Annotated in this window: 18 protein-coding genes and 1 riboswitch; of the genes, 15 read left to right on the forward strand and 3 right to left on the reverse strand. The window is 71.2% G+C overall.

The genetic code is table 11. From position 1 onward, the window contains the following. Nucleotides 1-38 precede the first annotated feature (38 nt). Nucleotides 39-755 carry a hypothetical protein gene (locus AAW13_RS04155; RefSeq protein ID WP_046731710.1) on the reverse strand — a complete coding sequence of 239 codons (717 nt, stop codon included), beginning with the start codon at nt 753-755 and terminating at the stop codon, nt 39-41. Between the two features lie 709 nt (nt 756-1464). Here AAW13_RS04155 and AAW13_RS04160 point away from each other — a divergent pair. From AAW13_RS04160 to AAW13_RS04230, 15 genes are all read left to right on the forward strand, one after another. Further along, nucleotides 1465-3753, forward strand: a complete 2289-nt coding sequence (locus tag AAW13_RS04160) for an N-6 DNA methylase (protein ID WP_046731709.1) — start codon at nt 1465-1467, stop codon at nt 3751-3753. A 181-nt stretch (nt 3754-3934) separates the two neighbouring features. Next, nucleotides 3935-4558, forward strand: a complete 624-nt coding sequence (locus tag AAW13_RS04165; protein ID WP_046731708.1) for a hypothetical protein — start codon at nt 3935-3937, stop codon at nt 4556-4558. Between the two features lie 38 nt (nt 4559-4596). After that, a complete protein-coding gene (locus tag AAW13_RS04170) occupies nt 4597-6084 on the forward strand; it encodes a serine/threonine-protein kinase (protein WP_276207584.1) in 1488 nt (495 codons plus the stop codon). 80 nt (nt 6085-6164) lie between these two features. Next, nucleotides 6165-6989, forward strand: a complete 825-nt coding sequence (locus AAW13_RS04175) for a glycoside hydrolase domain-containing protein (RefSeq protein ID WP_046731706.1) — start codon at nt 6165-6167, stop codon at nt 6987-6989. Between the two features lie 170 nt (nt 6990-7159). Next, entirely contained in the window at nt 7160-7807 is a 648-nt protein-coding gene (locus tag AAW13_RS04180; RefSeq protein WP_046731705.1) for a SurA N-terminal domain-containing protein, read from the forward strand. Between the two features lie 103 nt (nt 7808-7910). Further along, nucleotides 7911-8906, forward strand: a complete 996-nt coding sequence (locus tag AAW13_RS04185) for a nucleoside triphosphate pyrophosphohydrolase (protein WP_046731704.1) — start codon at nt 7911-7913, stop codon at nt 8904-8906. A gap of 3 nt (nt 8907-8909) precedes the next feature. Then, nucleotides 8910-10190, forward strand: a complete 1281-nt coding sequence (locus AAW13_RS04190; protein ID WP_046731703.1) for a cytochrome P450 family protein — start codon at nt 8910-8912, stop codon at nt 10188-10190. Between the two features lie 204 nt (nt 10191-10394). Then, on the forward strand, nt 10395-11399 hold the full coding sequence (locus AAW13_RS04195; protein WP_046731702.1) for a LysM peptidoglycan-binding domain-containing protein: 1005 nt from the start codon (nt 10395-10397) through the stop codon (nt 11397-11399). A 181-nt stretch (nt 11400-11580) separates the two neighbouring features. After that, nucleotides 11581-11784: riboswitch (cyclic di-AMP (ydaO/yuaA leader) on the forward strand. Between the two features lie 3 nt (nt 11785-11787). Further along, nucleotides 11788-12498 carry a LysM peptidoglycan-binding domain-containing protein gene (locus AAW13_RS04200; protein ID WP_046731701.1) on the forward strand — a complete coding sequence of 237 codons (711 nt, stop codon included), beginning with the start codon at nt 11788-11790 and terminating at the stop codon, nt 12496-12498. 366 nt (nt 12499-12864) lie between these two features. Then, complete coding sequence (eno, locus tag AAW13_RS04205) at nt 12865-14151, forward strand: phosphopyruvate hydratase (RefSeq protein ID WP_046731700.1); 1287 nt, start codon at nt 12865-12867, stop codon at nt 14149-14151. A gap of 107 nt (nt 14152-14258) precedes the next feature. After that, entirely contained in the window at nt 14259-14735 is a 477-nt protein-coding gene (locus AAW13_RS04210) for an FtsB family cell division protein (RefSeq protein WP_046731699.1), read from the forward strand. A 29-nt stretch (nt 14736-14764) separates the two neighbouring features. Continuing rightward, nucleotides 14765-15319: a DUF501 domain-containing protein gene (locus tag AAW13_RS04215; RefSeq protein WP_046731698.1), complete on the forward strand. Its 555-nt coding sequence runs from the start codon at nt 14765-14767 to the stop codon at nt 15317-15319. Then, entirely contained in the window at nt 15316-16257 is a 942-nt protein-coding gene (locus tag AAW13_RS04220) for a Ppx/GppA phosphatase family protein (RefSeq protein ID WP_046731697.1), read from the forward strand. Before AAW13_RS04215 ends, AAW13_RS04220 begins: the two co-directional genes overlap by 4 nt. Before the next feature lie 497 nt (nt 16258-16754). Then, nucleotides 16755-18134 (forward strand): NAD(P)/FAD-dependent oxidoreductase, encoded by a 1380-nt coding sequence (locus AAW13_RS04225; protein ID WP_071659421.1) that lies wholly within the window; start codon nt 16755-16757, stop codon nt 18132-18134. Nucleotides 18135-18338: 204 nt separating this feature from the next. Then, nucleotides 18339-19637, forward strand: a complete 1299-nt coding sequence (locus AAW13_RS04230; protein ID WP_046731695.1) for an SAM-dependent methyltransferase — start codon at nt 18339-18341, stop codon at nt 19635-19637. A 69-nt stretch (nt 19638-19706) separates the two neighbouring features. Here the strand turns inward: AAW13_RS04230 and AAW13_RS04235 are convergent, their stop codons facing one another. Both AAW13_RS04235 and AAW13_RS04240 read right to left on the reverse strand, forming a co-directional pair. After that, nucleotides 19707-22235 (reverse strand): ABC transporter permease, encoded by a 2529-nt coding sequence (locus tag AAW13_RS04235; RefSeq protein ID WP_046731694.1) that lies wholly within the window; start codon nt 22233-22235, stop codon nt 19707-19709. After that, the gene (locus AAW13_RS04240; RefSeq protein ID WP_046731746.1) at nt 22235-22999 is read right to left on the reverse strand and encodes an ABC transporter ATP-binding protein; all 765 of its coding nucleotides are present in this window, start codon (nt 22997-22999) and stop codon (nt 22235-22237) included. Before AAW13_RS04240 ends, AAW13_RS04235 begins: the two co-directional genes overlap by 1 nt. Nucleotides 23000-23116: the final 117 nt, after the last annotated feature.

The raw sequence follows: 23116 nt of genomic DNA on the forward strand, positions 1-23116 counted from the left end.
GGGAGACGGAACGGTCACCGGGCCGGGAAGCCCACCGGCTACTTCTTCAGCGCCGACAGGACCGTGGCCGTCACCTTCTTCGCGGACGCGGCGCCGTTGTCGCTGCCCGCCGTGGACAGCACGGTGACCACGGAGTTCCCGGAACGGGCCGCGATCAGCGTGGTGCCGTTCTCCCAGTAGCCGCTCGTCAGGGTCATCGTGTAGGCCTCTTCGGCGAGTCCGGACGTGGCGCTGCCGGAGAGCTTCACCTTGGCGTGCGCGTCGGTGTCCGTGTACGTGGCACACGCGGCCGCCACCGACCGCAGGGCCTTCATCACCTCGGTCGCGGTGGTGCCCTGGAAGGTGTCGATCTCCTGGTCCACCTCCTCCGTCTTGTTCGCGTAGCCGTTCTGCGCGAACGACACCCCGCCCTTGTAGCCGGAGACCTGGATCCAGGACGTGGTCTCCAGTCTGGTGCAGTCCGGCTTGCCGGTCTTCCGGGCGGCCGGGGAGAGGAACTGGCCACCGCTGTCCGCGGAACCGTCGGACTCCAGGGTGAGCCCGGAGGGGAAGGCCGAGGCGGGCGCGAGGGCCTTCTTCAGCTGTGTACCGGTGAACAGACCGGCGTCGGGGTCCTGCGCCTTGGCCGGCTTGGCACCGGCGCTGGTGCCGTTACCGGAGCCGGAGTCGGCGGACGAACCGGAGGAGCATGCGGACAGGGCCAACGGGAGTGCCGCGACGGTCATGAGCACGGCGGCACGGGACGAGAGACGCATCGGAGTCCTTCTCGGGTGGTTGGACGGTGGAATCGTGGAACGGCGGTGTGCGGAACCGGGGGACGACCGGGGCGCGTGAAGGCGGCGGCCGGGCCGCGCCGGGCGCGGTGGCGGTGGCCGTGGCGGTGGCCGTGGCGGTGGGGGTGGGGTGTCGGGGTGGTGCATGCCGGGCGCGGTGCCGGTGGTGCCGGTGGTGCCGGAGGTGCCGGAGGTGCTGGTAATGCCAGCGGTCCCGGTGGTGTCGGTGGTGTCGGTGGTGTCGGTGGTGCTGGATGAGGCTGGATCGGCTTTCAGCCCGGCGTGGGCTCGCTGTGGGTCGGGTCCGGCGAAGGCCGGCCGTGCGTCCGCGGGGTCTGCCCGGCGTCCGGTGTGCGGCCGGGGGAGACGGAGGTCCCGTGGGACGGGCCGCCTGAAGCACCGCTGGACGGGCTGCCCCCGGCACCGCCGCCTGCGTGCGCGGACACGCTGCCGATGATGACGAATCCCACTAGGGCGCTGAGTCCCATCCTGGTCTTCATGCCCATGGCTGATCCCCTCCCCCGTGGCGGTCGCCCCTCAGGCCGCCGTTGTTCGCGAGGTCAATAAGAGCAGAGCTTGTGAACCGAGTCAACACGATGCGTGCGACACGCCGTGTACACGGCCGTGAACCCGTAGATCCCGTGTGCGTCGGTATGCTCGGCGCATCACGGGACGAGGGGAGCGGGGGCGCGTGCAGAACAACGCCACAGAGGTGACCGCGGCCGGTATCGCACGGCTCGCCGGGGTGGGCCGGGCCGCCGTCAGCAACTGGCGCCGCCGGCATGCTGACTTCCCCAAACCGGTGGGCGGCACCGAGACCAGCCCCTCCTTCGCGTTGGCCGAGGTCGAGGCCTGGCTGCGCGGACAGGGCAAACTCGCCGAGGTCCCGCTGCGCGAACGGGTCTGGCAGCACCTCGCCGGACATCCCGACGGCCCGCTCACCGCGCTGGTGCACGCCGGCTGCGCCCTGCTGCTGATCCATGAACGCCCCACGGTCTGGCTCGATGTGAGCGCCGGCTCCGACGAACGCCTGGCAGCGATGCTGCCCGGCGCGCTGGAACAGGTACTGGCGGCCCGCTTCGGCACCGAGCCGGTCAACAGGACTGTGAACCCCGCACCATCGAACGGCCCTGTGAACCCCGCACCATCCACCCGTCCTGTGAACACCGGCTCAGCCAACGGCCCTGTGAACACCGGGTCGCCCGCCGCCTCTGTGAACACCGGATCACCGACCGGCCTTGTGAACACCGGATCACCGACCGGCTTTGTGAACGCCGGATCGCCGACCTCCTCTGTGAACGCCGGCCCCTTCAACGGCCCTGTGAATCCCGCACCGGCCGGCGGTCCCGTGAACACCGAGCCGCGCATTCCCACCGGCCCTCAGCTCCTGCCGTCCGTCCCCCTCCTGCGCGGTGCCGCCGAACTGGCGGCCGAGTCGGGGGCCCGGCAGAGTTTCGAGTTCCTGCTCGGCCGGCACCTCGACGCCAGCCCCCGCCAGAACACGCTCACCCCGCCCGACCTGGCCGGTCTCATGGCCGACCTCGCCGGACCCGCCCGTACGGTCCTGGACCCGGCCTGCGGCACCGGCGCCCTGCTGCGGGCCGTGCACACCGGCCCCGGGCAGCAGCTGTACGCCCAGGACAGCGCCCCCGGACTCGCCGCACTCACCGCGCTGCGCCTCGCCCTGCACTCCCGGGCCCGCGTGCACGGCGCCACCGGCGACACCCTGCGCGCCGACGCCCACCCGGAGCTGCGCGCCGACGCCGTGCTCTGCCATCCGCCGTTCAACGAACGCAACTGGGGCCACGACGAACTCGCCTACGACCCCCGCTGGGAGTACGGCTTCCCGGCGCGTACCGAGTCGGAGCTGGCCTGGGTGCAGCACGCCCTCGCCCGGCTCGCCGACGGCGGCACCGCGGTCCTGCTGATGCCGCCGGCCGCCGCGTCCCGCCGCTCCGGCCGCCGGATCCGCGCCGACCTGCTGCGCCGGGGCGCGCTGCGCGCGGTGGTGGCGCTGCCGGTCGGGGCGGCGCCGCCGTACAACATCCCGCTGCACCTGTGGGTGCTGCGGCGGCCCGACCGGACCCCGGCCACGCCCCAGGTGCTGCTCGTGGACACCGGGAGGTTCGCGGGGGAGGGGCGGGGCGGCCCCGACCGGGCGGCGGTACGGGACGCCGTACTGGACGCCTGGCGGGCCTTCGAGCGCGGCACGGACCCGGGAGGGCGGCCGGTGCCGGCCCGTGCGGTGCCGGTCATCGAACTCCTCGACGACGACGTGGATCTCGCCCCCGCCCGCCACCTGCCGCCGCCGGCCGCGGCGGACGGCGCCGAGCAGCTCACCGCGGTCCGTGAACGGCTCGGCGAGACCCTGCGGCTGACCGCCGACCTCACCCCGCCCCCGGCCGGCCAGGCCCCGCCCGCGCGCTGGCCGCTCACCACCGTCGGTGAACTCGCCCGCGGCGGCGCGCTGGTGCTGCGCACCGGTGGCCACGGCGGCCACACGCGCGTGCCCGTCCTCACCGACCAGGACGTCCTCGCCGGCGCGACGCCTTCGGGCACGCTTCCCGAGAGCGAGGAGGAGGCCGTGCTCACCGAGCCGGGCGACGTCGTCGTGCCGGTGCTCGGCGGGGGTTCGGTCGCGCGCGTGGTCGACGACGCCACGGCGGGCGCCGCCCTGGGCCGCAACCTCGTGCTGCTGCGCCCCGACCGCACGGCGCTCGACGCCTGGTTCCTCGCCGGCTTCCTGCGCGGCAGCGCCAACAACCGGCAGGCAAGCAGCTACGCCTCCACCGCGACCCGGCTGGACGTGCGCCGCCTGCAACTGCCCCGGCTTCCGCTGGAGGAACAACGGCGCTACGGCGCCCGTTTCCGCGCACTCGACGAGTTCGAGCGGGCGCTGCGCCGCACGAGCCGGCTCGGGGAGCAGCTCGTACGCGGGATGTACGACGGTCTCACCGTGGGCACGGTCGCGCCTGACTGAGCGGTCACCCGTACGGGGGCCGGCTCACCGGCCGGGCTGCGCACAACGGTTCGGTACAACCCCGACCGGATGTCCGCGCCGGGCCATATGCTCGGGACGACCACCGTACGACCGGTGCCGTCCGCGCGCGGGCCGCACCGGACGGGCACCCACGCCCTCTTCCGGGAACACAGGAGCGATCATGCAAGGCCAGGGCCATGCGCAGCCGGTGCAGCGGCCGCCGCACAACGCGGTACTGGTCCTGTTGCGCCTGGTGTTCGTGGCGACGGGCGTGCTCAGTCTCGGCTTCCTGGCCTGGGTGATGATGCTGCGGCTGGCCGTCGTGACCCGCCGATCCGCGGACTACGGCCTGCTGGTGGCGGTCGCGGCGGCCGACGTCCTCAGCCTCGTGCTGCTGGGCAGCGAACCCGGCGACGACGTGCACACCACCGGCGGCTACCTGGGCATCACCCTGCTGTTCGGCGCCCTGTTGGCCACGGTCGTCTACTACCTCGTGGCCGACGTACGGCACTTCCAGCGCCGGCGCGAGGCGTACGCGGCGCAGACGTACGGCTACCCGCCCCCCGTCTCGCCGTACACCACGGGGACGGCGCCCCTGGACACGCGGCCGCCGCACACCCAGCAGCCGCACACCCCGTCGCCGCACACCCCGCCGCCGATCCCCCGGCAGCCGGCCGCGCACCCCCCGATACCCGCCCCGCCCCAGCGCCCGGCGCCCGCCCGCATCGAGCAGGTGCGCGCCGAACTCGACGAACTCAGCGACTACCTGCGCAAGCACGACGGCCACCACGAGAGCGGCAGGTGACCGTGGCGACGGGACGGGTCGTGGCCGGCCGCTACGAACTGTCCACGATCATCGGCCAGGGCGGCATGGGCCAGGTGTGGACGGCGTACGACCAACGGCTCGACCGGCGCGTGGCGGTGAAGCTGCTGCGGCCCGACAAGGTCGCGGGCGCGGAGGCAGAGGAACTGCGCCGGCGGTTCCTGCGGGAGTGCCGGGTGACCGCACAGGTCGACCACCCGGGCCTGGTCACCGTGCACGACGCGGGCAGCGAGGGCGAGGACCTCTTCCTCGTGATGCAGTACGTGGACGGCGCCGACCTCTCCGACCACCTCGCGGAACACGACCCCTACCCGTGGCAGTGGGCGGTGGCCGTGGCCGCGCAGCTGTGCGCCGTGCTGAGCGCCGTGCACGCGGTGCCGATCGTCCACCGCGACCTCAAGCCGCGCAACGTGATGGTGAAGCAGGACGGCACGGTGACCGTCCTCGACCTGGGCGTCGCCTCCGTCATGGACACGGACACCACCCGGCTCACCCACACCGGCTCCCCGATCGGCTCGCCCGCCTACATGGCGCCCGAGCAGGCGATGGGCGGCGCGGTCGGCCCGTACACCGACCTGTACGCGCTCGGCGTACTGCTGCACGAACTGCTCAGCGGAGAGGTGCCGTTCGCGGGTTCCACCGCCCTCGGCGTGCTCCACCGCCACCTGTACGAACCGCCGGTGCCGGTACGCCGGATCCGCCCCGAGGTCCCGGAACCGCTCGAAAGCCTCGTGCTGCGCCTGCTGGCCAAGGACCCGCAGCACCGGCCGGCGTCCGCGCAGGAGGTCTACGAGGACCTGGCGTCGCTGCTGCCCGCGCGCGGGAAGCCCTCGGGGGCGCCGCTGGACCCCACCCGCCCCTTCCTGCGCCCGCACGCCCCGTGGCCGGACCGCGCGCGGACGCCCGCGCCGCAGCCCGCCGCCCCGGTGGCCGCCGTACCCGGCAGACCCGACGTCGCCACCGCCGTCGACGAGGTCAAACGGCTGCTCGGCGAAGGGCGGATCACCCAGGCCGTCGACATCCTGGGCGCGATCCTGCCGGTCGCCGCCGACCAGCACGGGGAGCGCTCCACGGTCGTACGGACCCTGCGCAAGCAGTACGCGGCCACCCTCATGGACGACGGGCAGTACCGGCGCGCGCTGCCCGAACTGCGCCGGCTCGCCGACGAACGCGCCGCCGAGGCCGGCCAGGCCGACCCGCAGTCCCTGCGCTTCCGCTACGACATCGCCCAGTGCCTGGAACAGCTCGGCGAACCGGCGGCGGCACTCGCCGAGTACCGCGCGCTGCTGCCGTACTACGAGAACCAGTACGTGGCCGGCGACCCCCAGCTCGCGCACGACGTGCGCCGCCGGATCGGGCACCTGCTGCTCGCCCTCGGCGACCGGCCGGCCGCCCACGACACCCTCACCCGGCTGCTGTTCGACGTGGAGCGCCTGCACGGACCCGGGCACCCCATGGCGGCGGAGGTCCGGCGGACGTTGCAGTGGCTGGGGCAGGTGCGCGGCTAGTCCCGCCGCGCCTGATAGGTTGCCGTCCGTTTTCCGCAGAACTTCCTTGCATAGTGCACACACAGGGGTGGGGATCCGGTATGTCCAGCCATCGGCAGTCGAAGAAGCGCAGATACATCACCTGGGGCGTCGCGGGCGCCGCCGTCGTCGCCGGAGCCGGGATCGCCGCGCAGACCTCCATGGCGGCCACCACCTGGCCCGCCCAGAAGACGTTCACCGGCCGCGCCTTCGACACCTGCGCCGCGCCCTCCCTCGCCGCGATGAAGGCCTGGAACACCGGCTTCTACGGCGCCGCCGCCGTCTACATCGGCGGCAAGAACCGCGGCTGCGCCCAGCCCAACCTCACCGCCTCCTGGGTCAAGTCCGTCTCCGCGGTGGGCTGGAAGCTCGTCCCGCTCTACGTGGGCTCCCAGCCGTCCTGCGGCTCCGGCGGCTCCGTCAAGATCAGCGCTTCGACCGCGGCCTCCGTCGGCAAGTCCGAGGCGGACGACGCCGTGGCCAAGGCCGCCGCCCTCGGCATGAAGGCGGGGAGCCCGATCTACCTCGACATGGAGGCGTACGACACGACGAACACGTCGTGCAACAACGCCGTGCTGACGTACGTCCGCGCCTTCGACAAGGAACTGCGCGCCAAGACGTACCGCGCGGGCCTCTACGGCTTCACCAGCTCCAGCGCCAAGGCGATCGCGAACGCCACGGACAAGACGGACCTGCCGGGCAACCTCTGGTACGCGCTGTGGGACAAGACGAACACCACGACCACGGACTGGCCGTTCGGCGCCACCCAGTTCACCGGCCACAGCCGGGCGCACCAGTACATGGTCAACAGCAAGGAGACCCGAGGCGGTTACACGATCACCGTGGACCGCGACGCGTGGGACGCCCCGGTGGCGATCACGGGCTGAGCCCGGAGCCGCGACGGGGTGACCCGCAAACCCTTCCGGGGGGTGGCGCGGCGGTGCCGGACGCGTGCGGGAATCGTTGGTCGAATGGGTTGGCCAGAGCTTGCCCACTGCCTACCATCGATCACCGCAAGACCTTGTGCACCGTCGCACAATCTCCTCGGGAGGCCTCCTTGCACCGCCGCCGTCGCACCGCGCTCGTCCTGTCCGCCGCGATCGCCGCCGCGGCCCCCCTCCTCACCGCCTGCGGAAGCGGCGCGCACCCGGGCGCGGCAGCCGTCGTCGGCGGGCAGCGGATCACCGTCTCGCAGCTGGAGAACCGCGTGAACGAGGTGCGGCAGGCACAGCGTGCCGCGGTGCCGGACCAGGCGCAGTACCAGCAGGTCCTCTCCGCCACCAGCAGCCTCACCCGGGACACCCTCTACAACATGGTCCTCGACCGGGTGCTGCACCGGGCCGCCCAGGACGCCGGCGTCAGCGTCTCCCGCAAGGAGGTCGACGAGATGCGCACCCGCCTGCAACAGCAGGCCGGCGGCGCCAAGGCACTAAGGACCGCCTGGCTCCAGAAGTACGGCATCGCCCCCGCGCGCCTGGACGACAACCTCCGCTTCCAGGTGGAGGCCGGGAAGCTCGCCCAGGCGCTCGGCACCGACACCTCGCAGCCGGCCTTCTGGAAGGCCCTCTCCCAGGCGTCCGAGGAACTCCACGTCGACCTCAACCCGCGCTACGGAGCCTGGGACGTCCAGAAGAGCAGCCGGGTGGACGCCAAGACGCCGTGGGTCCGGGAGGTCACGTCGGCCGGGACCCAGACGTCCGCATAGCGCGGCCGCACCAGGACGGAACAGCGGTCATACGATCGCTTGATCATCCCCGCCCTGTGGACAAACCACGAGGTCGGCGGCGGCCGTGCGTTACGTTCGGAGCGTGAACACCACCAGGCCCGAACCCACCACCCCGGAGCCCGGCACCGACGCCGGCCGCATCGTCCTCCTCACCACCAGCCACCGGGTCGCCCCCGGCCTGCTGTCCTGGCCCGCCTGGCAGGCCCTGCGCACCGCCGACCGCGTGCTGTGCGCGGACGGCGCGCATCCACAGCTGCCGTACCTGCGCGAGGCCGGCACGGCCGTGGACGAGGCCGCCCCCACCGCCGAGGAACTGGTCGACCACTGCGCCGGCGGCCGCACCGTGGTGGTCGTCGCGACGGGCGAGGGCGAGCCCGCGCTCACGGACGGCCTGGCCCGCCTGGCCGGCTCCGGCCGGGTCCGGATGCCCGAGCTGGAACTCCTCCCCGCCTCCTACGACCTGCCCGGCGCCCGCCTCCTCGACCTCGTCCAGGTCATGGACCGCATCCGCGAGGAGTGCCCCTGGTCGTCCCGGAAGACCCACGAGGGCCTGGCGAAGTACGCCATCGAGGAGGCGTACGAACTCGTCGAGGCGATCGAGGCCGGCGACCGCGACGAACTGCGCGAGGAACTGGGCGACGTCCTCCTCCAGGTCGTCTTCCACGCCCGGATAGCGGAGGAGGACCCGGAGGCCCCCTTCTCGGTCGACGACGTGGCCGCGGGGATCGTCGCCAAGCTCATCCACCGCCACCCGCACGTCTTCGGCGACGAGACCGCGTCCACGCCGGAGGAGGTCAAGGAGCACTGGCTGCGCAAGAAGGCGGTCGAGAAGCAGCGGAAGTCGGTGACCGACGGCGTACCCCTCGGCCAGCCCGGCCTCGCCCTCGCCGCCAAGCTCACCTCCCGCGTCCGCACCGCCGGCCTGGACGTCCCCGTCCCCACCGGCGAAGGCATCGGCTACGAACTCCTGGCCCTGGCCGCCCGCGCCGAAACAGAGGGCGTCGACCCGGAAGCGGCCCTGAGAGCAGCGGCCCGCACATACCGGGACGCGATCCGGCGTAGCGAAGGACAGGACTGAGGAGTGACCGACCAGCCACATCCGGCCGCCACCGCCCGGACCGCCCCCGAACTCTTCACCTGGGAGTTCGCGACCGACCCCTACCCTGCCTACGCCTGGCTCCGCGAGCACGCCCCCGTGCACCGCGCCACCCTCCCGAGCGGTGTGGAGGCCTGGCTGGTCACCCGGTACGCCGATGCCAGACAGACCCTCGCGGACCCGCGGCTCAGCAAGAACCCGGCGCATCACGACGAGCCCGCGCACGCCCGGGGGAAGACCGGGATCCCCGGCGAGCGCAAGGCCGAGTTGATGACACACCTGCTGAACATCGACCCGCCGGACCACACCCGGCTGCGGCGGCTGGTCAGCAAGGCGTTCACACCGCGTCGGGTGGCCGAGTTCACGCCCCGGGTGCAGGAGCTGACCGACGGGCTCATCGACGGGTTCGCGGACAAGGGGGAGGCGGACCTCATCCACGACTTCGCCTTTCCGCTCCCCATCTACGCCATCTGCGACCTGCTGGGCGTCCCGCGGGAGGACCAGGACGACTTCCGGGACTGGGCGGGGATGATGATCCGGCACGGGGGCGGGCCGAGGGGCGGCGTCGCGCGGTCCGTGAAGAAGATGCGCGGGTATCTGGCGGAGCTGATCCACCGCAAACGGGAGGCGCTGCCTGCCGAGCCGGACCCCGGGGAGGACCTGATCTCCGGGCTCATCAGAGCCTCGGACCACGGTGAGCACCTCACCGAGAACGAGGCCGCCGCCATGGCCTTCATCCTGCTGTTCGCAGGCTTCGAGACCACGGTCAACCTCATCGGCAACGGCGTGTACGCCCTGCTCACCCACCCCGAGCAGCGTGCCCGCCTGCGGGACTCCCTGGCCGCCGGGGAGCGCGGCCTCCTGGAGACCGGGGTGGAGGAACTCCTGCGCTACGACGGTCCGGTGGAGCTGGCCACCTGGCGGTTCGCCACCGAGCCGCTGGTCGTCGGCGGACAGCACATCGCGGCCGGCGACCCGGTCCTCGTCGTACTCGCGGCCGCCGACCGGGACCCGGAGCGGTTCGCCGACCCGGACACGCTCGACCTCTCCCGGCGGGACAACCAGCACCTCGGATACGGCCACGGCATCCACTACTGCCTGGGTGCCCCGCTCGCCCGGCTCGAAGGGCAGACGGCGCTCGCCACTCTGCTCACCCGCCTCCCCGACCTGCGACTCGCGGCGGACGAGGGGGAGTTGCGGTGGCGGGGTGGGCTCATCATGCGCGGACTGCGCGCGCTCCCCGTGGCGTTCACCCCCGAGGCGTGACGGCCCGGCGTCCGGCCCCCTCCACGGCCCTCCGTTCGGCCCCCACGTACCGAAGGTGACCAGCACTCAACTCTGTGATCTTCACGTGATCTGCGCGGCATTAACTTGTGACAAGTGATCGTCTGCCGATACGTTCACCCATCAGCGCGGCGCCCTCGCGGGACCCGCCGTGCCGTTCATCGCTGTCGCTCGAAAGGTTTCCGCATGCTCTCCGGGAACGGTCGTCACCGTCGCCCCCGTCAGGCTCCGGCGCTCCTCGTGGCGGCCGGCGTGACCGGCTCCGCGATCGCCATTCCGCTGCTCGGCGCCGCGAGCGCCAACGCGGCCGACGGCACGACCTGGGACAAGGTGGCCGAGTGCGAGAGCGCCGGTTCCTGGAGCATGGACAGCGGCAACGGCTACTACGGCGGCCTCCAGATGTCCCAGGACGACTGGGACAAGTACGGCGGCACGGACTACGCCGCGACGCCCGACCAGGCGAGCCGTTCGCAGCAGATCGCGGTCGCCGAGAAGATACTCGCGGACCAGGGCACCAAGCCCTGGCGGACCTGTGCCCTGCTGGCCGGGCTGTCGTCGGACGACGCCTCGGTGAACGTCGACACGGGCCTCGACGGATCGGGTGACGCGTCCGGCTCCGCGGACGACTCCTCCGACGCGTCCTCCGGGCTGTCCGACTCGTCCACCTCGACCGGCTCCGGCTCCTCGTCGACGGCGAAGGACTCCGGGACCGAGTCCGCGAGCCCGTCGCCGAGTTCCGGCGCGAGCGACGACGCCGAGAAGGACACGTCCCACAAGTCCGGCAAGACGGACAAGTCATCGTCTTCCGGCTCCGCCACCTCCAAGGCGAGCGAGAACCCCGTCATCGCGGACGATGACAGCGACTCGGACAATTCGTGGCAGAACGGCAGTTCTTGGAGTCTGGTCGACACGGGCGCCGTCAGTAGCGGCGGCAAGCACCGTGGTGACTCGGCGGACGAAAGCGTGACAAACGGTCAGAAGGTCGCATCCTCCGGTCGTCACGCCTCCACCGCGGCCGGTACGTACACCGTCCGCGACGGCGACACCCTCGCCTCGATCGCCGACTCCCTTGGCCTCGACGGCGGGTGGCGTGCGCTCTACGCCGCGAACAAGGCGGACATCGGCGCCGACCCGAACGACATCGCCCCCGGTCAGACCCTGAAACTCAGCGGCGAATCGGACCAGAAGTAGCGGGAGTTGACGTCCCGCTTCGGGATTAATGTCCGTTTTGGTGAAAGTGTGGGATGAGTCTCAGAAGCCCTGATCATCTTTGAAATTCACCTGATCGTCTGTTTACGGTCAAGGCCGCTCGTCACCACGAGCCCCGGCCGTCGCAACGCCGAGTCCTGCCAGCGGCCGCCCGGGAACAGTCGTCGCGCAAGCGCCGTAGGCAGGAGCGGGGGACCCAAGGTAAGCGCCGGGTCCGGCAGTTGAGTCTGCGAGGGCTCACGGCCGAAAGGCCGCCGGAACCGGCTAGGGGTGGAGCCGCGCGTCTCGCGAGAGCGGGCCGTGCGGCCGGGCAACTCAACCGGCCCGAACCCGACAGCTCACCTCGCAGGCGTCGGTGAGGGGATCCACCATGCTGTTTTCCGGCAAGGGCAAGCACCGCCGTCCGTCCAAGGCCGTCCGCGCCATCGCCGTCGCCGGTGTCACCGGCGCGGCCGTCGCCGCTCCGCTGATGGCGGCCGGCAGCGCCTCCGCCGCCACCGCCTCCGAATGGGACACGGTCGCCCAGTGCGAGTCCGGCGGCAACTGGTCCATCAACACCGGCAACGGCTACTACGGCGGTTTGCAGTTCTCCGCCTCCACCTGGGCCGCGTACGGCGGCACCGCCTACGCCCCGCAGGCCAACCAGGCCTCCAAGGCCCAGCAGATCCAGGTCGCCGAGAAGGTCCTCGCCGCCCAGGGCAAGGGTGCCTGGCCGGTCTGCGGCAAGGGCCTGTCCGGCGCCGCCTACACCGGCGGCAGCACCAGCTCCTCCAGCTCCAGCTCCTCCAGCTCCTCCGGCTCGTCGAGCAGCGGCTCCGGCAGCAGCAGCCGTACGACGGACACGCAGGCCGCCTCCCGGTCCGCCGAGCGTCCGGCCGCGTCCAAGACCGTCTCCACCCCGACCGGCAAGAAGGTCAAGAAGGGCGACGGCGAGTACAAGGTCGTCAAGGGTGACACCCTCAGCTCGATCGCCGAGAAGCACAAGGTCAAGGGTGGCTGGCAGGCGCTGTTCAAGCTGAACAAGGACATCGTCGAGGACGCCGACTTCATCTACCCCGGCCAGCAGCTGCACCTGAAGTAAGACCCAACTGAATCACAGCCCCCACACAACCGTGGTCCCCATAGTGGGGGCCATGTGAGGGCAGCCCCCGTCCCCCACGGGCCCCCGCTCCGGTGCGTCTCCCCCCGAACGCACCGGAGCGGGGTTTCTCTTTGTGGCCGCCGCTTGACCCGCTCCGCGGTCGCCGCTTGACCCGCTCTTCTTCCGTTCTTCATCGGGACCCCCTTTGTTCCGCGCGTGAACAATGAGTACCGTCAGTGTGTCCACGGGCCGGTCGGTCGACCGGCTGACGGCCCTGGGACGGTTAGGCTCTAGTCGCAAGGCTGAGCAAGGGCCGACAAGGTCCGCGTGCGCCCCGCACAACCAGCGTCACATCCCAAGAAGGAGATGCTCGTGCCGTCCATCGACGTCGTCGTAGCCCGGGAAATCCTGGACTCCCGAGGCAACCCCACGGTCGAGGTCGAGGTCGGCCTCGACGACGGCAGCACGGGTCGTGCCGCCGTCCCGTCCGGCGCCTCCACCGGTGCCTTCGAGGCCATCGAGCTCCGTGACGGCGACCCCAACCGCTACCTCGGCAAGGGTGTCGAGAAGGCCGTCCTCGCCGTGATCGAGCAGATCGGCCCGGAGCTGGTCGGCTACGACGCCACCGAGCAGCGCCTGATCGACCAGGCCATGTTCGACCTGGACGCCACCGACAACAAGGGCTCGCTCGGCGCCAACGCCATCCTCGGTGTCTCCCTCGCCGTCGCGCACGCCGCCTCCGAGGCGTCCGACCTGCCGCTGTTCCGCTACCTCGGCGGCCCGAACGCGCACCTGCTGCCGGTGCCGATGATGAACATCCTCAACGGCGGCTCGCACGCGGACTCCAACGTCGACATCCAGGAGTTCATGATCGCCCCGATCGGCGCGGAGTCCTTCTCCGAGGCGCTGCGCTGGGGTGCCGAGGTCTACCACACCCTGAAGAAGGTCCTGAAGACCAAGGGTCTGTCCACCGGCCTCGGTGACGAGGGCGGCTTCGCCCCGAACCTGGACTCCAACCGCGCCGCGCTCGACCTCATCCTGGAGGCGATCAAGCAGGCCGGTTACATCCCCGGCGAGCAGATCGCGCTCGCGCTCGACGTCGCCGCGTCCGAGTTCTACAAGGACGGCAAGTACGAGTTCGAGGGCAAGTCCCGCTCGGCCGCCGAGATGACCGAGTACTACGAGGAGCTCGTCGCCGCGTACCCGCTGGTCTCCATCGAGGACCCGCTGTTCGAGGACGACTGGGCGGGCTGGAAGGTCATCACCGACAAGCTCGGCGACAAGGTCCAGCTCGTCGGCGACGACCTGTTCGTCACCAACCCGGAGCGCCTTGCCCGCGGCATCGAGGAGGGCACCGCCAACGCCCTGCTCGTCAAGGTCAACCAGATCGGCTCGCTGACCGAGACCCTGGACGCCGTCGAGCTCGCCCAGCGCAACGGCTTCAAGTGCATGATGTCCCACCGCTCCGGCGAGACCGAGGACGTCACCATCGCCGACCTGGCCGTCGCCACCAACTGCGGCCAGATCAAGACCGGTGCCCCGGCCCGCTCCGAGCGTGTCGCCAAGTACAACCAGCTGCTGCGCATCGAGGAGATCCTCGACGACGCGGCGGTGTACGCCGGCCGCTCCGCGTTCCCCCGTTTCAAGGGCTGAGCCGGTACCGCCTCTAGTGGGTAAGGCTTAGCCAGTCGTACGTACGTCCCCGTACCCGGTCCCGTACCGTGTGCGGGGACGTACGCACGTATCAGGGAGGCGGGGACATGGCCGTGAAGGACCGGGACCGGTTCTCCACCGCGACCAGGCTCAAGCTGCTCGGCGAGCAGACGGCGGCCCGGGTCTACCGCTCCCAGACCAAACGGCAGGCCCGCCGCTCCCGGCTCACCGGCCGGGCGGCGCTGCTCGCGATCGTGCTGTGCACGATGATCGTCGCGCTCGCCTATCCGATGCGGCAGTACGTCTCCCAGCGCGCCGAGATCGCCGACCAGGAACGCCAGCAGCGGCAGGCCCGGCAGCGGGTCGAGCAGCTGCGCGACCTGAAGGCGCGGTGGCAGGACGACACGTACGCCGAGCAGCAGATCCGGCAGCGGCTGCACTACGTGATGCCGGGCGAGACCGGGTACGTCGTGATCGACCCCGGTGCCGCCAAGCAGGCGCGCGCGGACCTCGGGGCGGCCGACCGGCCCTGGTACGCGAACGTCTGGGACGGCGTCGACAAGTCCGACGCGTCCGACCAGTGAACCGACAGAAAGCCACGCAGAACACAGTCATGCAAACGCCTCCGCCCTCCACTCCGCGTACCGAGCCCACCGACGCCGACGTCGAGGCCTTCAAGCAGCAGCTCGGGCGGCCGCCGCGCGGGCTGCGGGCGATCGCGCACCGGTGCCCGTGCGGGCAGCCGGACGTCGTGGAGACCGCGCCGCGGCTGCCGGACGGGACGCCGTTCCCGACGCTGTACTACCTGACGTGCCCGAAGGCCGCGTCCGCGATCGGGACGCTCGAGGCCAACGGTGTCATGAAGGAGATGACGGCGCGGCTGGAGAGCGATCCGGAGCTGGCGGCGGCGTACCGGGCCGCGCACGAGGACTACGTCCGGCGCCGGGACGAGATCGAGGAGCTGACGGGCTTTCCGAGCGCGGGGGGTATGCCGGACCGGGTGAAGTGCCTGCACGTGCTCGTCGCGCACTCGCTGGCGGCGGGGCCGGGCGTGAACCCGCTCGGCGACGAGGCGATCGCGATGCTGCCGGAGTGGTGGGCCAAGGGGGCCTGTGTGACGCTCGCCGGTGACCACGCTTCGGCGCAGACCCCGGAGGGCGACAAGTGACCCGCGTCGCCGCCATCGACTGCGGTACCAACTCCATCCGGCTGCTCGTCGCCGACGTGACCCCTGAGACGGGTGAACTCGTCGACCTGGACCGCCGCATGACGATCGTCCGGCTCGGGCAGGGCGTCGACCGGACCGGGCGGCTGGCGCCGGAGGCGCTCGCGCGGACGTTCGCCGCCTGCCGGGAGTACGCGGCGGTCATCAAGGAGCACGGTGCCGAGCGGCTGCGGTTCGTCGCCACCTCCGCGTCCCGTGACGCCGAGAACCGGGACGAGTTCGTGCGGGGCGTGCTGGACATCCTCGGTGTCGAGCCCGAGGTCATCACCGGCGACCAGGAGGCCGAGTTCTCCTTCACCGGGGCCACCAGGGAGCTGGGTGGCCGGGAGGACCTCGCCAAGCCGTTCCTCGTCGTGGACATCGGCGGTGGTTCGACGGAGTTCGTGGTCGGGGACGCGCACGTGCGGGCCGCGCGCTCCGTGGACGTCGGCTGTGTGCGGATGACCGAGCGGCACCTGGTGCACGAGGGGCACGTCAGTGACCCGCCCACCGAGGCCGAGACCGCCTCCATGTGGGCCGACATCGAGCGGGCCCTCGACCTCGCGGAGGAGACCGTGCCGTTGCGCGAGGCGCGCACCCTGGTCGGTCTCGCCGGATCCGTCACCACGCTGTCCGCCATCCACCAGGACCTGCCGGAGTACGACTCCGCCGCCATCCACCACTCGCGTATCCCCTATGCGCGGGTCCGGGAGCTCACCGAGTGGCTGCTGCGGTCGACGCACGCCGAGCGGGCGGCGATCCCCTCCATGCACCCCGGCCGGGTCGACGTGATCGGCGCCGGCGCCCTCGTCCTCCAGTCGATCATGGAGCGGGTGGGTGCGGAGGAGGTCGTGGTGAGCGAGCACGACATCCTGGACGGCATCGCCTGGTCCGTCGCCTAGGCCTGTCCGGCCCCTCGGCTGTCCGGCCCCTCGGCTGATCGGCCTGTCCGGCCCTTCGGCTGAGCGGTCCGTGCGGCCCCTCGGCTGAGCAGGTGGGGTATGCGGATGAGCGGTTTTTCGGCTCGTGACACGCCGTGCCACGACACTCCGTCGGAAACCTTCGTGAAGTTCTTCACAAGGAATTCCGCGCAGGTGAGGGGTCCGGAGGGGCCTGTTGGGCCGTACGGGGTCACAACGGGCCGGTGCGGGTGCTCAGGAGAGCGTTCAGGGGGTGTTCCGGGAGGCCCTCGCGAGGGTGGCGTCGGGGGTCCTCACGGTGCCCCCGGAAGCCTGGAGAGGCAGCTCACGCGGCATTGACAACGGGTCGTATCGGAAGTGGGTTCCCGTCGGTGACCATGACCTGTGTCACGTGGGCCGCGGAGTGTAGCACGACCCCTGTGGAAGCTTGTGAAGGGGCGCACGAGCGGACCCCCCGGGGCGGGTGGATACTCGATGCCATGAGCACCACGGAGCGTCCCAGGATCCTCGTAGTAGGCGGTGGGTACGTAGGCCTGTACGCAGCTCGGCGCATCCTCAAGAAGATGCGCTACGGCGAGGCGACCGTCACGGTCGTCGACCCCCGGTCGTACATGACCTACCAGCCCTTCCTCCCCGAAGCCGCCGCCGGCAGCATCTCCCCTCGGCACGTCGTCGTCCCGCTGCGACGCGTGCTGCCGAAGGCGGAGGTCCTCACCGGCCGGGTCACCACCATCGACCAGGACCGCAAGGTCGCCACGATCGCCCCGCTGGTCGGCGAGGCGTACGAGCTGCCCTTCGACTACCTGGTCATCGCGCTCGGCGCGGTCTCCCGCACCTTCCCGATCCCCGGCCTCGCCGAGCAGGGCATCGGCATGAAGGGCATCGAGGAGTCCATCGGCCTGCGCAACCACGTCCTCGAGCAGCTGGACAAGGCCGACTCCACGACCGACGAGGAGATCCGCCGCAAGGCGCTCACCTTCGTCTTCGTCGGTGGTGGCTTCGCGGGCGCGGAGACCATCGGCGAGGTCGAGGACATGGCCCGTGACGCGGCGAAGTACTACAAGAACGTGTCCCGCGAGGACATGCGCTTCATCCTGGTCGACGCCGCCGACAAGATCCTCCCCGAGGTCGGCCCCAAGCTCGGCCTGTACGGCAAGGAGCACCTGGAGAGCCGCGGTGTGGAGATCTACCTCTCCACCTCGATGGACTCCTGCGTCGGCGGTCACGTGGTGCTGAAGAACGGCCTCGAGGTCGACTCGAACACGATCGTGTGGACGGCCGGCGTCAAGCCGAACCCGGCGCTCGCCCGCTACGGGCTGCCGCTGGGTCCGCGCGGTCACGTGGACACCGCCCCGACCCTCCAGGTGCAGGGCACCGACTACATCTGGGCCGCGGGCGACAACGCCCAGGTGCCGGACGTCGCCGCCCGCAAGGCCGGTGTGGAGAACGCCTGGTGCCCGCCGAACGCGCAGCACGCGCTGCGTCAGGCCAAGGTCCTCGGCGACAACGTGGTCTCCGGCATGCGGGGCTTCCCGCAGAAGGAGTACAGCCACGCCAACAAGGGCGCGGTCGCCGGTCTGGGTCTGCACAAGGGCGTCGCGATGATCGTCCTGGGCAAGACGAAGATCAAGGTCAAGGGCCGGCTGGCCTGGTACATGCACCGCGGCTACCACGGTCTGGCGATGCCGACCTGGAACCGCAAGATCCGCATCTTCGCCGACTGGACGCTCGGCATGTTCCTCAAGCGCGAGGTCGTGTCCCTGGGTGCCATGGAGAACCCCCGCGAGGAGTTCTACGAGGCCGCCAAGCCCGCGCCGGTCGCCGCCCCGAAGACCGAGGAGAAGGCCAAGGCCTCCTGACCTCGGCCCCGGCTCGCTGAACCACCCGAAGGACCTCCCGCCATCCGTGGTGCGGGAGGTCCTTCGGCGTTCCCGGGGCCCCGGCCAACTACATGGTCGCTACAACTGTTTTGCCCAGTCGTAACTCCTTTGCGGGACTGCGCTGCTGCCTCACGGTGTTTACGTGGTAACCGGCATCCGGGATCCATGTCTTGGAGGTGTGCCATGGCTGACGCCGCGTCGCGGCTGAGAAGTATCGCCGAGCAGGTGCTGGGAGTTCCGCTCCCGGTACGACTGCGGGCCTGGGACGGATCGCAGGCCGGGCCGCCGGACGCCCCGGCGCTCGTCATCCGCAACCGCCGCGCCCTGCGCCACATGCTGTTCAAGCCGGGCGAGCTGGGACTGGCCCGCGCCTGGGTCGCCGGTGACCTGGACATCGAGGGCGACCTGTACACCGCCCTGGCGGCGATGTCCGGGCTGATCTGGGAGCGCGGGGAGGACGCCCGCACCCTGGCCCAGGCCCTGCGCGACCCCCGGGTGCGGGCGGCGGTCCGGGACCTGCTCAGGCTCGCGGGGCCGCCGATCCCGCCCGCCCCGCCCCGTGAGGAGGTACGCAGACGCCGGCACCTGCACACCCGCCACAGCGACAGACGGGCCATCAGCCACCACTACGACGTGGGGAACGACTTCTACGAGATCGTCCTCGGTCCGTCGATGGTGTACTCGTGCGCCTACTGGGGGGCCGCCGAGGACGTGGACACCCTGGAGACGGCGCAGCGCGACAAACTCGAACTCGTCAGCCTCAAACTGGGCCTGACCCCCGGTCAGCGGCTTCTCGACGTCGGCTGCGGCTGGGGCTCCATGGCCATCCACGCGGCCCGCGAGCACGGGGTGAGCGTCGTCGGGGTGACCCTGTCCCAGGAGCAGGCCGCGTTCGCCCGTAAACGGGTCGCCGACGAGGGTCTGACGGACCGGGTGGAGATCAGGGTCCAGGACTACCGGGACGTCAGGGACGGGCCGTACGACGCGATCTCGTCGATCGGGATGGCCGAGCACGTGGGGGCCGAGCGGTACCTGGAGTACGCGGAGAACCTCTACGGGCTGCTGAAGCCCGGCGGACGGCTGCTCAACCACCAGATCGCGCGGCGCCCGCAGCGCGACGAGTCGGCCTACAACGTCGACGACTTCATCGACGCCTACGTCTTCCCGGACGGCGAACTCGCCCCGATCGGCACCACCGTCACCCAGCTGGAGCGGGCCGGGTTCGAGGTGCGGGACGTGGAGTCGATCCGCGAGCACTACGCCCGCACCCTGCGCCGCTGGGTGGTCAACCTGGAGGCCGACTGGAAGCGCGCGGCACGGCTGGCCGGACCCGGCCGGGCCCGCGTCTGGCGGCTGTACATGGCCGCCTCCGCCCTGGCCTTCGAACGCAACCGCATCGGCGTCAACCAGGTCCTGGCGATCAGGACACCGGACGGGGGCGCCTCCGGCCTGCCGCTGCGCACCCGCACCTGGAACCGGTAGTCCCCGAAGGACACGGAAAAAGGGGCCCCACCTCGCTCGTGTGGGGCCCCTTCGCCGTACCGGCCGCCGCTACTCGGCCTTGATCGCCGACAGCATGTTCAGGCGGGCCGCGCGCCGGGCCGGCCACAGGGCGGCCAGGACGCCGACCACACCGGCCAGCAGGAGGAAGACCGCCATCCTGGTCCACGGCAGGACCAGTTCGTACGTCGGCATCTTCGCGCCGACCAGCTGCCCGGCCGCCCAGCCGAAGAACACGCCCAGGCCGATGCCGAGCACCCCGCCGAAGAGCGAGATGACCAGCGACTCCAGGCGGACCATCCGCTTGACCGCCTTGCGGTCCAGGCCGATCGCGCGGAGCATGCCGATCTCCTGGGAGCGTTCGAACACCGACATGGCCAGCGTGTTGATGACACCGAGGACCGCGACGATCACCGCCATCGCGAGCAGGCCGTAGACCATGTTCAGGATCAGCGTGAAGGCCTGCGCGATGGAGTCGGACAGGTCCTGCTTGTCCTGGACCTTGATCGCCGGGTTGGAGCCGAGGGCCTTCTCCAGCTTGTCCTTCGTGGCGCCCGACGTGCCGTCCGCCGTCTTGACCATGACCCGCATGTCGGCCGGGTCGGTCTCGTGCGGGGCGAGCGTGGCGTTGTCGACCATGATCCCGTTGATCATCTGGTTGCCCTGGTAGACCCCGGCGACCGTCATCCGCCGCGCCTTGCCGTCCTCGAAGTGGACGGTGAAGACGGAACCCGCCTTCCAGCCGTGCGACTTCGCGCTGTCGTCGTCCACGACGACGTCCGAGCCGCCGACCTCGAAGGTGCCGCTGTCGACCTCGAGGTCGGTCAGCTTGCCGATCGCCGAGCCGTTGACGCCGGTCAGGAACTCGGTCTCGCCGTCGATCCGGGAGGCCGCGTTGCGCAGCGGACTGGAGGCGGTGACCCCGTCCGTGGCCGCGACCTTCTTCGCGACGTCGGGGGAGAGCGCGTTGCCGTTGGCCATCGAGACGACGTAGTCCGCGCGGATCGCCGAACTCGCCATCTTGTCGATGGACCTCTGGAGGCTGCCGGCCATCACCGTCATACCGGTGATCAACGTCAGGCCGATCATCAGCGCCGAGGCGGTGGCGGCGGTACGGCGCGGGTTGCGCACCGAGTTCTGGCGGGCCAGCTTCCCTGCGACACCGAACCCGCGCAGCAGCGGGGCCGCGGCCGCGATCAGCGGACGGGAGAGCAGCGGGGTGAGGACGAACACGCCGATGATGAGGAGGACCGCGCCGAGACCCATCGGGGCCTGGCCGTCGCTGCCGCTCATCGTCGTCGCCGCCAGGATGACCGCCACGCCCGCCGCCGAGAACAGGGCGCCGATCGTGTTGCGCAGCACCAGGGACTTGGTGGTCGGGGCCGCGTGCAGGGCGCTCATCGCGGCGACCGGCGGGATCCTCGCGGCACGGCGGCCGGGCAGCCAGGCGGCCAGCATGGTGATGACGACGCCGACGACGAGCGCGGCGGCCACCGTGCCCGGCGTGATCACCAGGGGGCCGTCCGGGACGGTCGCGCCGAACGAGCCGAGCAGCGAGCGCAGTCCGGCGCCGATACCGATACCGGCGACCAGACCGGTCACGCCGGCCACCGCGCCGACCACGAACGCCTCGATCAGCACCGAGCGGGTCACCTGGCGGCGGGAGGCGCCCACCGCCCGCAGCAGCGCCAGTTCCTTGGTGCGCTGGGCGACCAGCATGGTGAAGGTGTTGGCGATGATGAACGTGCCGACGAACAGCGCGATACCGGCGAAGACCAGCAGGCCCTGACGCAGCCCGCTCATGCTGCTGGAGATCTGCTCCGCCTGGTCGTCGGCGAGCCGCTGCCCGGTGGTGGTCTCCACCAGCTTCTTCGGAAGGGCCGCGTCCAGCTGGGACTTGAGGGCGGCCTGGCCGGTGCCGGACTTCGCGGTCACGTCGATCTCGTCGTACGCGCCCTTCTTGCCGAACAGCTGCTGCGCGGTCGCCGTGTCGAACAGGGCGAGGCTGCCGCCGGCCGCGACGTTGCCGTCGTCGGTGGTGAAGACGCCGGCGATCCGCGGGGTGAGGACCGGGCCGTTCACCGAGATGCGCACGGTGTCACCGACCTGGTAACCGGCCCGCTCGGCGGTCTTCGAGTCGATCAGCACCTCGTTCGCGCCGCTCGGCGCGTGGCCGCCGACGAGGGGGTAGCGGGCGTCCTTGGTGCCCCAGTAGTTGCCGCCCTCGGACTGCCAGCCGCCGCCGATCAGCTTGCCGTCCTTGTCGGCGATGGCGGTGAAGCCGGAGACGACCCCGGTCGCGGAGGCGGCCCCGGGGACCTTCCCGGCCTTGTCGAGGAGGGCCTGGGTGAGGTCGGGCGTCCTGCCGACCCTGTCGCCCTCGGAGTCCTGGTACTTGGCGGTGACGGCGACGTCGACGCCCTTGAAGCCCTTGGCCGAGCTGTTCTGGTAGGCGTCCGAGACGGTGTTGGTGAAGACCAGGGTGCCGGAGACGAACGCGACGCCGAGCATGACGGCGAGCACGGTCATCAGCAGCCGGGCCTTGTGCGCCAGGACGTTGCGCAGGGCGGTGCGGAACATCAGCTGGTACGGCCCTTCGCGTCGAACTGCTTCATGAAGTCGAGGACGCCCTCGGCCGTCGGCCGGTACATCTCGTCGACGATCCGGCCGTCGGCGAGGAAGACCACCCGGTCCGCGTAGGCGGCGGCGACCGGGTCGTGGGTCACCATGACCACCGTCTGGCCCAGTTCGCGCACCGAGTTGCGCAGGAAGCCCAGCACCTCGGCGCCGGAACGGGAGTCGAGGTTCCCGGTCGGTTCGTCACCGAAGATGATCTCCGGCCGGGAGGCGAGGGCGCGGGCGACGGCGACGCGCTGCTGCTGGCCGCCGGAGAGCTGCGAGGGGCGGTGGCCGAGCCGGTCCTTCAGGCCGACCATCCGGATCACGCTGTCCAGCCACTCCTGGTCGGGTTTGCGGCCCGCGATGTCCATCGGGAGGGTGATGTTCTCCAGGGCGGTCAGCGTCGGCAGCAGGTTGAAGGCCTGGAAGATGAACCCGATCTTGTCCCGGCGCAACCTGGTGAGCTGCTTGTCCTTCAGGGAGCCCAGCTCGGTGTCGCCGATCCGGACGGAACCGGAGGAGAAGGTGTCCAGACCGGCCACACAGTGCATCAGCGTGGACTTGCCGGAGCCGGACGGCCCCATGATCGCGGTGAACTCGGCCTGCCGGAACTCGACGGTGACCCGGTCCAGGGCGACCACCTGGGTCTCGCCCTGGCCGTAGATCTTCGAGAGGTCCGTGGCTCGTGCGGCCACCGAGGTGGTCCGCTGGTCGGCTGGGGGCACCCCCGGACGGAGTTTGGGGGAGGGTGTGCTGGACACGGAAGGGTGCTCCTGTCGGGACGACGGTGTTCGTTCACGGGGACCGCACCATCGTCTCGGCCGCACCGGCCCGTGTAGTCA

Origin of the sequence: Streptomyces humi, from assembly GCF_001005085.2 — a bacterium.
Lineage (GTDB): Bacteria > Actinomycetota > Actinomycetes > Streptomycetales > Streptomycetaceae > Streptomyces > Streptomyces humi.